12 protein-coding genes are annotated in these 15,232 nt (G+C 67.9%); 1 reads left to right on the forward strand and 11 read right to left on the reverse strand.

The features are described 5' to 3' along the window. Positions 1-4: 4 nt before the first annotated feature. From HYZ11_14845 to HYZ11_14890, 10 genes are all read right to left on the reverse strand, one after another. A complete protein-coding gene (locus tag HYZ11_14845; protein ID MBI3128881.1) occupies positions 5-484 on the reverse strand; it encodes a DUF494 family protein in 480 nt (159 codons plus the stop codon). Between the two features lie 17 nt (positions 485-501). Continuing rightward, entirely contained in the window at positions 502-1,650 is a 1,149-nt protein-coding gene (gene dprA / locus HYZ11_14850) for a DNA-protecting protein DprA (protein MBI3128882.1), read from the reverse strand. Between the two features lie 157 nt (positions 1,651-1,807). Beyond that, entirely contained in the window at positions 1,808-2,584 is a 777-nt protein-coding gene (ybgF, locus tag HYZ11_14855; protein ID MBI3128883.1) for a tol-pal system protein YbgF, read from the reverse strand. 65 nt (positions 2,585-2,649) lie between these two features. Continuing rightward, positions 2,650-4,221 (reverse strand): Rne/Rng family ribonuclease, encoded by a 1,572-nt coding sequence (locus HYZ11_14860; protein ID MBI3128884.1) that lies wholly within the window; start codon positions 4,219-4,221, stop codon positions 2,650-2,652. Further along, positions 4,211-7,042, reverse strand: a complete 2,832-nt coding sequence (locus HYZ11_14865; GenBank protein MBI3128885.1) for a TIGR03960 family B12-binding radical SAM protein — start codon at positions 7,040-7,042, stop codon at positions 4,211-4,213. Before HYZ11_14865 ends, HYZ11_14860 begins: the two co-directional genes overlap by 11 nt. Before the next feature lie 175 nt (positions 7,043-7,217). Then, on the reverse strand, positions 7,218-8,360 hold the full coding sequence (gene rodA / locus HYZ11_14870; GenBank protein ID MBI3128886.1) for a rod shape-determining protein RodA: 1,143 nt from the start codon (positions 8,358-8,360) through the stop codon (positions 7,218-7,220). Next, complete coding sequence (mrdA, locus tag HYZ11_14875) at positions 8,350-10,263, reverse strand: penicillin-binding protein 2 (protein ID MBI3128887.1); 1,914 nt, start codon at positions 10,261-10,263, stop codon at positions 8,350-8,352. Before mrdA ends, rodA begins: the two co-directional genes overlap by 11 nt. A 3-nt stretch (positions 10,264-10,266) precedes the next feature. Next, complete coding sequence (gene mreD / locus HYZ11_14880; protein MBI3128888.1) at positions 10,267-10,791, reverse strand: rod shape-determining protein MreD; 525 nt, start codon at positions 10,789-10,791, stop codon at positions 10,267-10,269. Then, a complete protein-coding gene (gene mreC, locus HYZ11_14885) occupies positions 10,788-11,624 on the reverse strand; it encodes a rod shape-determining protein MreC (GenBank protein MBI3128889.1) in 837 nt (278 codons plus the stop codon). Before mreC ends, mreD begins: the two co-directional genes overlap by 4 nt. 77 nt (positions 11,625-11,701) lie before the next feature. Beyond that, positions 11,702-12,721: a rod shape-determining protein gene (locus HYZ11_14890; protein ID MBI3128890.1), complete on the reverse strand. Its 1,020-nt coding sequence runs from the start codon at positions 12,719-12,721 to the stop codon at positions 11,702-11,704. A gap of 272 nt (positions 12,722-12,993) precedes the next feature. Here HYZ11_14890 and HYZ11_14895 point away from each other — a divergent pair, with 272 nt between their 5' ends. Next, positions 12,994-14,895: a SurA N-terminal domain-containing protein gene (locus HYZ11_14895; protein ID MBI3128891.1), complete on the forward strand. Its 1,902-nt coding sequence runs from the start codon at positions 12,994-12,996 to the stop codon at positions 14,893-14,895. Positions 14,896-14,911: 16 nt separating this feature from the next. On the opposite strand, the gene HYZ11_14900 is transcribed toward HYZ11_14895, so the two are convergent. After that, a complete protein-coding gene (locus HYZ11_14900) occupies positions 14,912-15,226 on the reverse strand; it encodes an AbrB/MazE/SpoVT family DNA-binding domain-containing protein (GenBank protein MBI3128892.1) in 315 nt (104 codons plus the stop codon). Between the last annotated feature and the right edge of the window lie 6 nt (positions 15,227-15,232).

A 15,232-nucleotide genomic window follows, 5' to 3' on the forward strand; every position in this document is an offset into this window, starting at 1 on the left:
TGCCTCAGTTCGTCAGGCGGATGTCGTCATCCTGGAGCATCTGTAGCACGCCGGGCCGCAAGGCGTCACGGCGTTCCCGGAGAAGGACCAGGAGGGCGACCGTACGCACCTCCCGAAGCCCAATCTCCTCCTCGCTCAAGTCGATGCAGCGCTGGATGAGTTCCTCCCGGAGCCAATCGTCGATGATCCCGGCGTTATAGAGACGGTGGATGATTCCCTGCGCCGCGGGGGAGAAGGCCAAATGCTCCTCCGGGTGCAGCACGCGCACCGCGCGTCCTCTGCGGCTCTCCGCGAGGAGGTCTCCCGGCTCGCGGCGGTCCTGGGGGAGCTGCTGGACCCAGGAAAGGGCGTCATAGATGTCTTCCTGCTGAAATCCCCGGCTCGCCAGGAAATTGGAAATCTCCCGCTCGTCCTGGAGAATGTGGTTTCCCTCCAGCGCCTTGTCCACCAGCAGGCGCATCATCGTGAACAGTTTTTCGCGCATACAGATTCCCTCCGGAACTAGGCGCTCCGGTAGAGGCCTCCTCCGGTCCGGCGGACTTTTCCCCCGATCTCGAGCTGAAGGAGGGCGCCGGACACCTCCTCGGGCCGGAGGCCCAGGGCGCGCGTGAGACTCTCGATGGATTCCTCGCCCTCCGCCAAGCGGCTCATCAGCGCCCGCTCCGTGTCCGAAAGGGAGGGATCGTCCGCCGAGCCGGCGGCCGCCTTGGGCGGGATGGAGGGCGTGAGGGCCTGCGTCCGCACGAAAGAAGGCAGCGCCGCCAGGATGTCCTCGGCGCTCTCCACCAGATGGGCGCCCTCCTTGATGAGGTGATGGCAGCCGGCGCTCCGGCCCGTGTGGACCGGGCCCGGCAGGGCCATGACCTCGCGCCCCTGCTCGGCCGCCAGGCGGGCCGTGAGGAGGGCGCCGCTGCGGTGGGCGGCCTCGACCACCACGGTGGCCGCCGAGAGGCCGCTGATGATGCGGTTGCGCCGGGGGAAATTCGCCGGATAGGGCGTGGCGCCCCAGGAAAATTCCGAAATCACCACCCCCTGGGCGGCGATCCGGCGGCGCAGGTCGTGGTGGTCGGAGGGATACTGCACCCCAAGGCCGCAGCCCAGGACGGCCACCGTGCGCCCGCCCGCCTCGAGGGCCCCGAGATGGGCCTCGGCGTCGATCCCGTGGGCCATCCCGCTCACGATGGCAAAGCCTTGGACGGCCAGGGTTCCGGCCAGTTCCCGGGCCATCCGCCGGCCGTACTCGCTCGGGTGGCGCGTGCCCACGAGGGCGATGCATGGGGAGGAGATGGCCGATGGGTCACCCTCCAGGTAAAGGGCTCCCGGGCCGGCGTAAATCGTCTGCAGGATCTCGGGGAAAGCCGCCTCGTCCCGGGTGAGAATTCGGACCCCGCCGGCCTCCCGCCGCAGTCGGGCCGCCATATCGCCCGGCGCTTCCCGCTCCAGCGCTTCGGCGGCCTTCCGGCCGGCGAGGCGGGCAAAATCCGGCCCTGGCGCGGCGAGGGCCTCCTGGGGGCCGCCAAAGGCCTCCAGAAGGCGGTGGAGGCGCTCCGGCGTCATGTTGGGAAGCATCTGGAGGACGAGCCAGGCGTCCGGCAGGGAACAGGCTCGTCCATCCAGGGAGCGGCGGATTCCGGTGATTAGGCCTTCCATTCGTTCCTCAAATTATGAAACATGCCCATCCCCCGGGCACCCGTTCCTTACCACGGAGGGAGCGGCCCATGTCAAGGCACGGGTTTTCAATGGCTGGCGAAAAGCAGGCTTTCGCTCTTTCGTCGCCGATTTCCGTGGGTGCATTCGAGGCGGGAAGTTACCGCTGCACGTTGTTGCCCGACTGATGGAGGGTGCGGAGCTGGCCCTTCGCCTTTTCGGTGAGGGAATGGCGGGGGAAGCGCTCGATCAGCTTCTCGAACTCCAGGGCGGCTTGTCGCGGGTTGTTCATGCGGAGATGGGTCAAGCCGCTCATGTAGAGCGCATCCGGGACCTTCCGGCTGGAGGGGTGCTGCCGGAGGACCTTCTCGAAGGCTTCGAGGGCCGGGGCGTACTCCTTCAGGTCGTAATGGCTCTCCCCCAGCCAATACTGTGCATTGGCCGCCAGGACGCTCCGGGGATGGCGAGCGAGGAACTCGCGGAAGAGAACGACCGCCTCACGGCTCTTTTTCTCCCGCACCGCCCGGTACGCCGTGTTGTAGGCGTTCTCGGGCGAGAGATTCGCCAGGCGGGCGGCCGAAGGAGAGGAAGCCCCGGCGCCCGGGCCGGAGGGGCGTGAGGGAGCGGAGAGAGCCGGGGGAGCCGGCTTGCTCGCCATCACTTCGCGCCGCAGCCGTTCGATTTGCTCCTCGAGACGGCCCTGCTGCCCCTGGAGCTCGCGGACCACCGTCCCGAGGGTCTTCATCTGCTCGGCGAGCTGGGACGTCTGGACCTCGAGCCGGGCGCTGCGCTCCTGCGCGGCCACGACCTGGCGCTGGAGGAGGGCCGGATTCACGTCGGCCGCGGCCGGCGCGGCCGCGTCCGGCCCCGCCTGCGGGAAGGCGGAGCAGCCGGCGGCGGCGCCCAGCAGAAGGAGGATGGGGAGGAACCGGCGCATGAAGCCTCTCCTTGCCTGTGGTGGGCAGAGCCTACGGGCGCGGGGCGGGGGTGTCAACCGGATGCTTAGACGGGGATGACCTCGAAGCCTTCCAGGTGCAGCTCGGGGTCGGCCTTGATGACGAGCTGGACGCCGAGACGCCTCTCCACCTCCTCGACGTGCCGCCGCTCGTCCTCGAGAAGGCGGCTGCCCACGTCCGGATGGACGTTGAGCAGGAACTTGCGGCTCTTGCGGTGGGCGTGGCGGGCCCGGCTGACTTCGCGCAGGGCCTCGTAGCCGACGGAGGCCGGCGACTTCACCCGCCCGCGGCCCTCGCAGTAGGGGCAGGGGGCGCAAAGGATGCGCTGAAGGCTGTCCCGCACCCGCTTGCGCGTCATCTCGACGAGGCCGAGGTCGCTGATTTTGAGGATGTTCGTGCGCGAGCGGTCCTTCCGGAGCTCCTCCTTGAAAGCGTTGTAGACCTTCTCCTTGCTCTCCTCGCGTTCCATGTCGATGAAGTCGACGATGATGATTCCGCCCAGGTTCCGCAGCCGGAGCTGGGTGACGACCTCGCGGACGGCCTCGAGGTTGGTCTGAAGGATGGTCTCCTCGGGGTTCCGCTTGCCCACGAAGCGCCCCGTGTTCACGTCGATGGTGGTGAGAGCCTCCGTCTGATCGATGACGATGTAGCCCCCGCTGCGCAGCCACACCCGCTGACCCAGGGCCCGCTCGATTTCGAGCTCGATGCCGTAGTGGTCGAACACGGGCTCCTCCTCCTGGTAGTGGTGGAGGCGGGGAAGCAGGTGGGGAGAGTAGCTCTCGAGGAAGGAACGGCAGTTGGCGTGTTCTTGCTCGTCGTCGATCACCATGCGCTCGACGGATGAGTTGAACAGATCCCGGACGGTGCGCTGGATGAGGTTGAGGTTGTAGTGGAGGAGGGAGGGTGCTTCCGCCTGCTCGTTGCGGGCCAGGATGTCGTCCCATAAGGCGTGGAGGAAGCCGATGTTCGCCTCGATGTCCTCGGCGGGCATGCCCTCGCTCGCGGTGCGGACGATGTAGCCCGCGCCCGGCTGGCGGTTCTTGCGCACGAGCTTCCGCAGGCGGCGCCGCTCGTTCTCGTCCTCGATGCGCCGGCTGATCCCGATCTGGTTGATGGTCGGCATGTAGACGACGTAGCGGCCGGGCAGGGTGATGTAGCTCGTCAGGCGGGAGCCCTTGGTGCCGAGGGGCTCCTTGCTGACCTGCACGATGACCTCCTGGTTCTCCTTGAGGAGGTCCTGGATGGTCTGGGTCTTCTCCCCCCGCCGGCGGCGCCCCCCGCGGCCGCGGGGGCGGGCCTCGTCCTCTCCCTCGGATTCGAAGTCCAGGTCCTCGTCGTCCTCGTCCTCGACTTCCTCGGCCGCGAGCTTCCGGTAGTTCTCGATGGACTCGATGGTGTCCACGTCGCTGACGTACAGGAAGCCGGCCTTGTCCAGGCCGATGTCGACGAAGGCGGCCTGCATGCCCGGCAGGACCTTCGTCACCCTGCCCTTGTAGATGTTGCCGACGGTTCCCTTCTCGCTCTCGCGCTCGACATAGAGTTCGGTGGCGACGCCGTTCTCGAGCAGCGCCACGCGGGTCTGGAAGGGCTCGGCGTTGACGATGATTTCAGAGGGCATGGGCGACCGGACGGGGATTCTCCGCCTTCCACCGGACGGCGGCTTTGCGCACCTGGGCCCGCAGGCATTCCTCCGGAGAGAGGCCCAGGCAACGGGAGAGAAGCTCGGGGATCTTCGGGGCGGCGCCCTCGCCGTTCCGGAGGGTGAGGACGAGGCGCGGCCGCGGACCGGGCGTGACGGAGAAACGGGCGATGGCGGGCCGGGCATCGAAGCGGACGGTCCGGCCCTTCCGCTCCCGCTCCAGCATGATCGAGGGCGAGGCCAGCGCCTGCCCGACGGCCCGCTCCAGGCGGGCGCGGTCCGGCCGGGCCTCCGGAGGCAGGCTGATCTCGTAGATCGAGGCCTGGACGGCGTTCGCGGCGGACGGTTCCCCGCCCGCCAGCTCCCAGCCCGCCCTGGGCTTCAGGCCCTCCGGCAGGGCGATCTTGAGCCGCCGGAACACCTCGCCCAGGCGCAGGGGGCCCGCGAGCTCGAGGAGGGGGATATCCACCACCTCGGCCCGGCTCTCCACCCCGACCGGCAGAGGGGGCGAGAACACAATCTTGGGATGGGGGTTGAAGCCCCGGGTGTGCTCCATGCGGTAGCCCGCCCGCTGGACGGCGCGGTTGAAGGCGCGGAGCACCTCGAGATGGCTGAGGAAGCGCAGGTCGCCCCGCTTCTCATAGATGAAGCGGAACCGCCGGACCGGCACGTTCGGCTGCTCGGCGGCGAGGCCGGGGTTGTCCTCCCCGGCGCCCTCGAAGCCGAGGGGCACGGGGCCGTCCTCCCGGGGGGAGCGGCGGGGTGCCCGGCGCTTTTTGGCCTGCTTGGCCAGGGAGAGTTCGGCCGGCTCGATGGGAGCCGAGTCCACGCCCGGCGGCAGATCGGCCGCGCGGGGGGGCTCATCGGGAGTGGAAGCGGGGGGGCGGCCGTTCGCCGCCGCACCCGCGGAAACGAGGGGCAGCCGCCGCTCGGGGGGCGGAAGGGGCTTCTCGTAGTGGTACTTGATGCCCTTGTACTTATCGAGGATGCCGCACTGGCCGCACGATTCGTAGCGGCAGTCGCCGATGGTCACCTCGCGCTGCGCCCGCCGCCAGTCGGCGAGCAGGTACTCCTTCGTCACGCCGCAGTCGAGGTGGTCCCAAGGGAGGGGCTCCTCCGCCGGGATCCGCCGGTAGGCGTACCACTCCGGGTCGAGCCCGTGGGCGGCGAAGGCGGCCGTCCACTTGCCGATGTCGAAGAATTCCTTCCAGCCGTCGAACTTGCAGCCCAGGTCCACGGCCGTCTCGATGACGTCCGCCAGCCGCCGGTCGCCCTTCGAGAGGACGGCCTCGAGGAAGCTGTGGGCGGGCTCGGACCAGTGGAGCTTGATGCGCCGGTCGGGCACGTTCCGCTTGATGAAGTCGAGCTTCGCCTTGATCTCCTCCCGGCGGTCCTGGGGGAACCACTGGAAGGGGGTGTGGGGCTTGGGCACGAAGGTGGAGAGGCTCGCGTTGATGAAGCGGAAGCGCTCCCCGGTCTCCCGCGAGCGCATCCGGCCGCAGGCCATGAGCATGTCGCACATCTCGCGGAGGTCCTCGAAGCTCTCGGTGGGCAGGCCCAGCATGAAGTAGAACTTCACGCCCGGCCAGCCGGCGTCGAGGATGTCCTGGAGGTTGCGCCGGAGGTCCGCCTCGGTGAGCACTTTGTTGATGACGTTCCGCAGCCGCTCGCTCCCCGCCTCGGGGACGAGGGTGAAGCCCGTCCGGCGCACCCGGGCGATCTGGGCGAGAAGGTCGGGGCTCATCGCCCCCACCCGGAGCGAGGGCAGGGAGATGGAGGTCTGCAGCGGGGCCAGGCGCTCCATCAGGCGGGGCACGAGGCCCTTGAGGGGCTGGTAGTCGGCGATGCAGAGGGAGGAGAGGCTGAGCTCCTCGTAGCCGGTGCTGCGCAGCGACGCCTCGGCCAGCTCCATGACCTGGAGCGGGTCGCGGTCCCGGACGGGACGGTAGACCATGCCCGCGTGGCAGAAGCGGCAGCCCCGGGTGCACCCGCGCTGCACCTCGAGGGTCACGCGGTCGTGCACCACCTGGGTGTAGGGGACGATGGGGGCCGTCGGGTGGGGGGAGCGGTTGAGGTCCTCCAGGCGGCGGGCCAGGACCGGCCGGCGGTGGCCGCTCGCGTGGCGGAAGCCCCGGACGCTCCCGGAAGGCTCGTGTTCCACGATGTAGCGTCCGGGGATGTAGATGCCGGGCAGGCGCTCGATTCGGTCGAGCAGGGCCTCGCGGTTCTCCCCGGAGCGGCGCCACGCCTCGTGCGCCTCCACGATCTCAGGGAATATCTCCTCCCCGTCTCCCAGCGCGACGGCGTCGAAGAAAGGCGCCACCGGCTCCACGTTGAAGACGACCGGCCCGCCCGCCACGACGAGGGGGTCCTCGCGGCGGCGCTGGGAGGCGCGCCGGGGGATGCCGGCCAGGTCGAGGAGGAGGACGACGTTGCTGGCCGCCAGCTCGTAGAGGAGGGAGACCCCGAGGATGTGGAACTCCCGCACCGGGGTGCGGCTTTCCAGGGAGGCGAGCGGTGCGCCCTTCTCCCGGAGAATGCGCTCGAAGTCGCTCCAGGGGAGGAAGACGCGCTCGGCGGCCGTGTCCTCGCGGGCGTTCAGCAGGTGATAGAGGATGCGGATGCCGTTGTGGGACATCCCCACTTCGTAGGTGTCGGGGAAGGCCAGGGCGACGCGGTTCCGCACCCGGGCGAGGTCCTTGCGGACGGCGTTGACCTCGTTCCCGAGGTAGCGGGAAGGCTTCTGGACGAAGGGAAAAACGTCCCTCGCATAGTCGAGCGGCATGGGTTGTACCTGCAATTTTCATCCTTCCCGGAAGAGCCGGAAAGGGAATTTACGCAGAGAGGGCGTCCCGCGGGGGCCGGCCCGGCCCGTGCAACGAGCGGGATCGCTGGAAACATGGTGAAGGATTCGGGACCAATTTTCAACCGGCGCAAAATCAGGGCGAAATTGCCCTTGATTTGCGGGAGCCGCGTCAGAAGCTGTTGAAGCCCTTGCGGCGCATTCTCACGTTGATGACCAGGGCCACGGCGATGAAGGAGGTGAGCGACGCGCTCCCGCCGTAGCTCACCAGGGGGAGGGGAATCCCGACGATGGGGATGAGGCCGAGGGTCATGCCGATGTTGAAGGCCGAATAGAAGAAGAAGGAGGTGGCCACCCCGGTGGCGATGAGGGCGCCTTCCTTGTCCCCGGCGTTGAGGGCGGCCAGCATGCAGCGGTGGATGAAGACGAGGAAGACCACGAGGAGGAAGATGCCCCCCACGAAGCCCAGCTCCTCGCTCAGGACCGAAAAGATGAAGTCGGTATGCTTCTCGGGAAGGAAATGGAGGCGGCTCTGGGTGCCCTGTAGGAGGCCTTTCCCCCAGAACTCGCCGCTCCCGATGGCGATCTTGCTCTGCAGGCTCTGGTAGCCCGTGCCGAGAGGGTCGGCCTCCGGGTTGAACAGGGTGAGGATGCGGTTCCGCTGGTACTCCTTCAGGAAGAACCAGCCGACCGGAGCCATGACGACCGCGCCGGCCCCCAGGATGTACAGGATGCGGCGCTCCACTCCCACCATCAGGGCCAGGACGGCGGCCGTCATGAAGACGGTGAAGGCGGTCCCGAGATCCGGCTGCTTGGCGATCAGGACGACGGGGATCATCACCAGGATGAACGGGTAGATCAGCTCGCCGAGGCGGAGGGGCTCGCTGCTGTCGCGGGCCCCGAAGATGCGCGCGAGGATGATGATGACGGCCAGGCGCGCCACCTCGGACGGCTGCAGCCGCATCGGCCCGAACACGAGCCACCGCTTGGCCCCGTACACCACGCGGCCGGCGAACAGGACCATGACCAGGAGGACGATGACCAGGCCGTAGAAGAAGTAGGCCATCCGCGTGAAATGATGGTAGTCGAAGAGGAGGACGAACGACAGCACCAGGAGGCCGATCGTGGACCAGAGGGCCTGCTTCCAATGGAGCCCGTTGGCCAGGAGGTCCTGGTTCGAATGGATCGCGCTGTAGATCATGAGCACGCCGATGCCCGACAGGGAAACGGTCGCGCCCACCAGCAGCCAGTCGACCTGGCCGAGGGCCCGCCGGAAGGGGGAGAGGGTCTTGAGGATGGGCGCGCTAGTCCTCAAGGAGGTTCGCCTCCTCCGGAATGGGCACGATGGCGGCAGGACGGGGCACGCCGGCCCTGGGCGCTGCGGCCACCGCCTGGGGCGGCTTCACCGGGACGCCGAGATAGAACGCGATGAGGTCCCGGGCGAGGGGAGCGAAGGAGGAACCCGCCTTGCCGGCGTGCTCGCCCAGGATGGCGATGGCGATTCGGGGCTCATCGTAGGGCGCGAAGGCCACGAACCAGCCGTGGTCGCGGTAGGGCCGGGGGAGGTCCTCGGGCTTCGCCTTCCGCCCCGTCAGGTTCAGGCGCACGGCCTGGGCCGTCCCCGTCTTCCCGGACACGACGACTTCGGCGAGGGCGGCCCGCTTGGCGGTGCCGCGGGGGCCGTTCACCACCTCGCGGAGGCCCTCCCGGACGGTGTCGAAGATCTCCTTCGGGATGGGGATCTTGTGGATCGCCTCGGGCCGGTGGCGGTACAGGACCTCCCCCTGGGGCGAGGTCACCTCCCGGACGACGAAGGGCTTCCACAAGGTCCCGCCGTTGGCGACGGCGGCCATCATGTTCGCGGCCTGCATGGGGGTGATCAGGTTGAAGCCCTGGCCGATGGAGACGCTGATCGTCTCGCCCGGGTACCACCTCTCGTTGAAGCGCTTGCGCTTCCAGGCGTCCGAGGGGACGAGGCCGCCCTTCTCCCCGGGGTCGTACCCGGTGGCCTCCCCCAGCCCGAAGAGATGGGAGTAGTAGGCGATCCGCTCGATGCCCAGCTTGTTGCCGACGGTGTAGTAGTAGACGTCGCAGCTCTGGGCCAGGGACTGGATAAGGTCGATGGGCCCGTGGCCCCCTTGCTTCCAGTCGGCGAAGACGCGGCGGCCGAACGGGAAGGAGCCGTTGCAGTAGACCTTGTCGTCCGGGCGCATCACCTTCTCGTTCAGGGTGGCGAAGGCCATGACGATCTTGAAGATGGAACCGGGCGGGTACTGCCCGCGGAGGGCGCGGTTCTCGAGCGGCTTCAAGGGGTCGCTCGTGAGCCGCCGCCAGGACTTGCCCCTGAGCCCGCCGGCGAACTGGTTCGGGTCGATGGCCGGGTTGCTCACCAGGGCGAGGATGGCGCCGTCTCTGGGATCGAGGATGATGATGCTGCCCTCGAAGTCCCGGAAGAGCTCCTCGGCCTTGGCCTGAAGGGCGTAGTCGATGGTGAGGTGCAGGTTGTTTCCCGGCTTCTCGACGAAGGGCACCACCACCCGAAGCTCGCGGCCGTAGGCGTCCACCTCGACCTGCTTGAAACCGGTCTCCCCGCGCAGGTAACGCTCGAAGGCACGCTCCACGCCGTACTTGCCCAGGAGGTCCCCCTGGCGGTAGTTGAACTCCGTCAGCTCCTGAAGCTGCTGGCCGTCCACCTCGCCGAGGTAGCCCAGCACGTGCCCGCCGCGCTCCTCGGTCCGGTAGTTCCGCAGCGGCGCCACCTGGGTGAAGACGCCCGGGAAGTCCGGCCGGTGCTCCTCGAAGAAGGCCATCGTCTTCCGGTCCACGTCGGCCTTGATGAGGAAGGGCCGGAAGGGGTTGGCCCGCCGCACCTTCTCGCGGAGCTCGTCATAGGGCTGGTCGGTCATCCGGGCGAGGTGGCGGACGGCCTCGTTCAGGTCCGGGGAGTTCTCCTTGACCAGGTAGAGGTTGAACGAGGCCCGGTTGTCGGCGAGGAGGCGCCCGCCGTGGTCGTAGATGAGGCCCCGCGGGCTCCGCACCACGCGGTAGGCGATGCGGTTGTTCTCCGAGAGGGCGCGGAACTTGTCGCCCTGCAGCACCTGAAGGTGCCAGAGCTGCACGAAGAGCACCATCATGCACAGGCTGAAAGCGAACGCCAGCCACTGCATCCGCCGCCGCATCTTGTCGGGTGTCTCCCCCCCCATCCGGCTCCTGAACATGGCTCAGGATTTCTCCGGATAGGGCGATCCCGCGGCGGCGGGGGCGATGCGTTCCTCCGCGCCCACCAGGAGCCCGATGAGCAGGGGCGCGAGGAATGTGTTCAGGAGGGTCGTCTTTCCCGCCTCCACCCAATAATAGGAGGTCACGGGCACGTCCGGCAGGAAAATGAACAGAAGGAAGACCAGGAGGGCCGCGTTGAAGGCCGACGCGATGGCGACCAGGATAGCGTGGAACAGCGCCTCCCGGCCGGTGACGTTGCGCCTGATGCACCCGGTTGCGTGGCCGATGAGTCCCTTGGAGAGGGCGTTGGCACCCAGGAGGCCGCCCGAAAGCACGTCCTGCAGGAGCCCCAGGATGAACCCCCCGATGAGGCCGCTTTCCTTGCCCCGCTGCAGCCCGAGGTAGACCACGATGAGCGCCATCGGGTCCGGCCGGGCGCCGAGCCAGGCATTGAAGTATTCGGAGACGGCCGCCTGGACCACGATGGATGCCATCCCGAGCAGGAAGTAGAAGAGGGCGAAGATCATGGCCGGCCGTTCTCCTGCGCCGGAGTCATCATGATCAGCACTTCTTCCAGGCTGTTGAAGTTTACGGCGGACCGCGCCTCCACATGGCGGAAGAGCCGCTCGCCCTTGGGTCCCACCTTGGTGACCCAGGCGACGGGCAGGCCCTTGGGAAACACTCCGCCCAGCCCCGAGGCGATCAGAAGGTCCCCTTCCTGCACGTCGCTGTCCGTGGCCAGGTAGCGGACCTCTCCCTTGTCGGCCGGGCCCATCGAGAAGATTCCCTGCGCCCGGGTCCGCTGGACGATCACGTCCACCGCGCTGCGCGAGTCAGTGAGGAGCAGCACGCGGCTCGTGGTGTGGCCCGCGCGCGATATCCGGCCCACCACGCCGGACGGATTGACGACCGGCATGCCGCGCCGCACCCCGTGGGCGGTCCCAAGATCCACCAGGAGGGTCTGGCCGAACGGGCTGACGTCCCGTCCCAGGATGTGTGCCAGGCGGACGGGGGCGGGGAGCCCCCGGCTCGCGGTCAGGAAGCCCTCGAGACGCTGAACCTTCGCCTCGAGCTCCCGGAGCTGAAACGAGACGCCGCGCATGGCCGAGAGCTGCTTCTTGAGGACGATGTTCTCCTCCCGCAGGTCGCGAAAGAGGAGATATTGGCGGCCCAGGTCGCGCGTCCAGCGCTTGGGGGCGGCGGCCGCCTCGAGAAGGGGGCCCGTCAGGGAGAGGATGCCCCGCTCGATGAGGTTGACGCCCCCCTGGCGGCGCACACTGAGGGTCATCAGCGTGAAGCAGACGAGAAAGAGCGCCGTGAGCAAAGTGGCGCTGCGGCGTTCATGGATTAGCTGAAACATCCCTCGCTGCGCGTTCCCCGCCGGCGGAGCGGGTGGACCCCCGCCCGGCGCATTCGGAAAGCGGCCGGCCCGAGACCCTAGACCGCCAGCTTCGCCAGCAGGTCCAGCTCGTCCAGCACCTTCCCGGTGCCCATGACAACAGCCGAGAGAGGATCCTCGGCGACGGTGACGGGAAGCCCGGTCTCCTCCCGGAGGAGCACATCGAGGCCCCGGAGAAGGCTTCCTCCTCCTGCAAGAACGATGCCCCGATCCACGATGTCCGCGGCAAGCTCGGGAGGTGTGCTTTCCAGCGCGCTTCGCACGGCCTCGACGATGGCATTGACCGGCTCTGAGAGTGACTCGCGCACTTCCTCGTCGCTGACCACGATCGTCTTCGGGATGGCCGCCACCAGGTCCCGGCCCTTGATCTCGACGGTGCGCCGCTCGCCGACCGGGTAGGCGGAGCCGATTTCGATCTTGATTTGCTCGGCCGTCCGCTCGCCGATGAGGAGGTTATAATTTCTCTTGATGTAGCTGATGATGGCCTCGTCCATCTCATCGCCGCCGACGCGGACCGACTGCGAATACACGATGCCCGCCAGGGAAATGACGGCCACCTCGGTCGTTCCGCCGCCGATGTCCACGATCATGCTTCCGCCCGGCTCCTCGATGGGGAGCCCCACGCCGATCGCCGCGGCCATGGGCTCCTCGATCAGGTAAACCTCGCGGGCGCCAGCGCTCTCGGCGCTGTCCCGGACCGCGCGCTTCTCCACTTGGGTGATGCCGGAGGGGACGCTGATGACCATCCGCGGGCGGACCAGCGTCTTGCGGTTGTGCACTTTTTGCGTGAAGTAGCGCAGCATCGCCTCGGTGATGTCGAAATTGGCGATGACGCCGTCCTTCATCGGCCGGATGGCGATGATGTTGCCGGGGGTCCGCCCGAGCATCGCCTTGGCTTCGCTTCCCACCGCGAGCACCTGCTTGGTGTCCTTGTGAACGGTGACGACCGAGGGCTCGCGCAGGACGATTCCCTTGCCCTTCACATAGACCAGCGTGTTTGCCGTTCCGAGATCGATAGCCAGGTCGTTCGAGAAAAGGCCCAAGATGGGGTTGAGCATGTTGCGTACGGCTCCGGGGGGCGGACGGAGGGCGTGAGTCCTCAGTCGGGGAAAAAAGAGCAACCAGGGGGTTGTAGCACTCAGGGGGGCAAAAATCAACTAAAACCAATATTTTTGGGGTCCACGCGGGGGGCCGCTGGACCCGGAGCGGGGGTGGGTTCCTCCCCGGGTCTCCCGGTTGCGGCGAAGGGGGAGGTGGGATATGGTCCCCGTCTTGCCGCCGGGAGGGGCCGATCCTCCTGCTCGTGGGACCATCGGGGGAAAGCGCCGGTATGCTGCGGTTTTTCAGGGAACGGGGAAATAGCTGGATTCTGAAGGGTTTGCTTGGCTTGGTGGCCGTCACCTTCGTTTCGTGGGGCGGCTTCGCCATGATGGACAGTCGGGCCGTCGAGGGTGGGAAGGTCGCCGCCTGGGTGAACGATATCCCCATCACCGTCCAGGAATATGAGCGGATCTATTTCCAGCAGGTCGAGGCCTTGCGGCGCCAGCTCGGCCCGCAGTTCAAGGACGAGCTGATCCAGCAGCTCGGCGTCCGCCAGCAGGTGCTGGCCAGCCTGGTTTCCGAGAAGCTCCAGCTCCAGGAGGCCCAGCGCCTCGGCATCCAGGTGAGCGATGCCGAGGTGGCCCTCCGCATCCAGGAGGTGGAGGCCTTCCACCGCGGGGGGCGGTTCGACCCCGCGATCTACCGCCAGGTGCTCGAGCAGAACCGCCTGACCCCCCGGCAGTTCGAGGAGGCCCAGCGCAGCGATATCGCCACCGAACGGCTGCGCCGCTACATCGGCATGGCCGCCTCCGTGAGCGAGGTCGATGTCACCGAGGCCTACCGGCTGCTCAACGAGCGCATCAAGGTGGCGGCCCTGACCGTCTCGCCCAGCGAGTTCGAGAAGGAGGCCGCCGCCCAGGCCAAGGAGAAGGACCTCCGGGAGCACTACGAGAAGAACAAGGAGCAGTTCCGCGTCGGCCCCCAGCGGAAGGCGCAGTGGTGGTACCTGTCCTATCAGGCCATGCTTCCCCGCGTCACCGTCGCGGAGCCGGAGCTGAAGGCGCGCTACGAGCAGATTCGTTCGCGGTTCGCGGTGGAGGAGCAGGTGACCCTCAGCCAGATATTCCTCAAGCTCGATCCGAACGCCAAGGCGGAGGAGGCCGAGGCGGCGAAGAAGAAGCTCGAGGCGCTCCGGGATCAAGCCCGCAAGGGCGCTGATTTCGGCGCCCTCGCCAAGGCCAACTCGAACGATCCCTCCGCCGCCAAGGGCGGCGACATGGGCTCCTTCAAGCGGGGCGAGATGGTCCCCGAGCTCGAGAAGGTGGCCTTCTCCCTCAAGAAGGGAGAAGTGGGCGGCCCGGCGCGGACTTCTTTCGGCTACCACCTCCTGCTCGTCCGGGACCGGCAGGAAGCGCGCCAGCGCCCGTTCGAAGAGGCGCGGGCCGAGGTGGAGAAGGACCTTCGCCAGATCAAGGCCAAGGGCGCGGCGCGCGAGGCCCTGCGTTCGGTGCGTTACGCCATCGAGGACAAGAAGCCGGCCCCCGCCGTCCAGGGCCTCAGCGCGGGGGAGACCGGCTTCTTCGAGCAGGCGTCTCCTCCCGCCTCCGTCCCCCAGAAGGAGGAGCTGGCCGAGCTCGTGTTCCGCCTCGGGAAGAAAGACGCCCTTTCCCCGGAAGCGGAAGGGGAGAAGGGCGTGATCTTCGCCCGCCTGGTGGACCTGCGGGACGCCCACGTCCCCGCCTTCGAGACGGTCGCCGATCAGGTGCGGAAGAAGTGGGTGGAGGAGAAGGCCGTCCAGCTCGCGCGCGCGAAGGCCGAGGCCTGGACGAAGGAGATCAAGGAGGGCAAGCGGACCCTCGAGAGCTTGTCCAAGGAGATGAAGGTCAAGCTCATCGCCCCCGGCCCATTCTCCCGCCGCGACGTCCCCAGCGAGCTGAACGCGGGACCAGATGCCCTCCGGGCGGTCTTCCGGATGCGCAAGGGAGAGGTGGAGCGGATATTGGCGGGGAAGAACGTCCTGCTGGTCCAGTGCCTGGAGGCCCCCGCCGCCGACATGGCGAAACTGGCCGAGGAGAAGAAATCGCTGCGCGAGCGCCTGCTGGCCGACCGGCAGCGCCTGCTCTTCCTGCGGCACCTGGAGGGGCTGCGCCAGTCGGCAAAGGTCCGGCTGGAGAGGGGCTTCTCGCTTTAGCGGGGGCTCTTCGCGGTCAGCGCCAGAAATCCTCGCGGTCCTCGGGCCGCACCTCGTGCTTCTCCTGGATCCGCTTGTCGAACTCCTTGGCGGCTTCCTTCCGCCGGGCCTCCTGCTGGGCCATGAGCTCCTTGAGGCCCGGCGATTTTTTCTTGGCGGCGTCCCCGAACGGATCCTTCACCTGGTGGCGGGCGATGGAGACGAGCTCCCCGCGGATCTCGATCTTGATCTGGTTCCCCGGGGCCACCCCGAGCGCTTTCATCACGTCCTTCGGCAGGTGGATGCGGCCTCCCTCGCCCACTTCGATCACATGAATGGGCTGCTCGTTCATCGTTGC

Source organism: Candidatus Tectomicrobia bacterium (assembly GCA_016192135.1).
GTDB lineage: Bacteria > UBA8248 > UBA8248 > UBA8248 > UBA8248 > 2-12-FULL-69-37.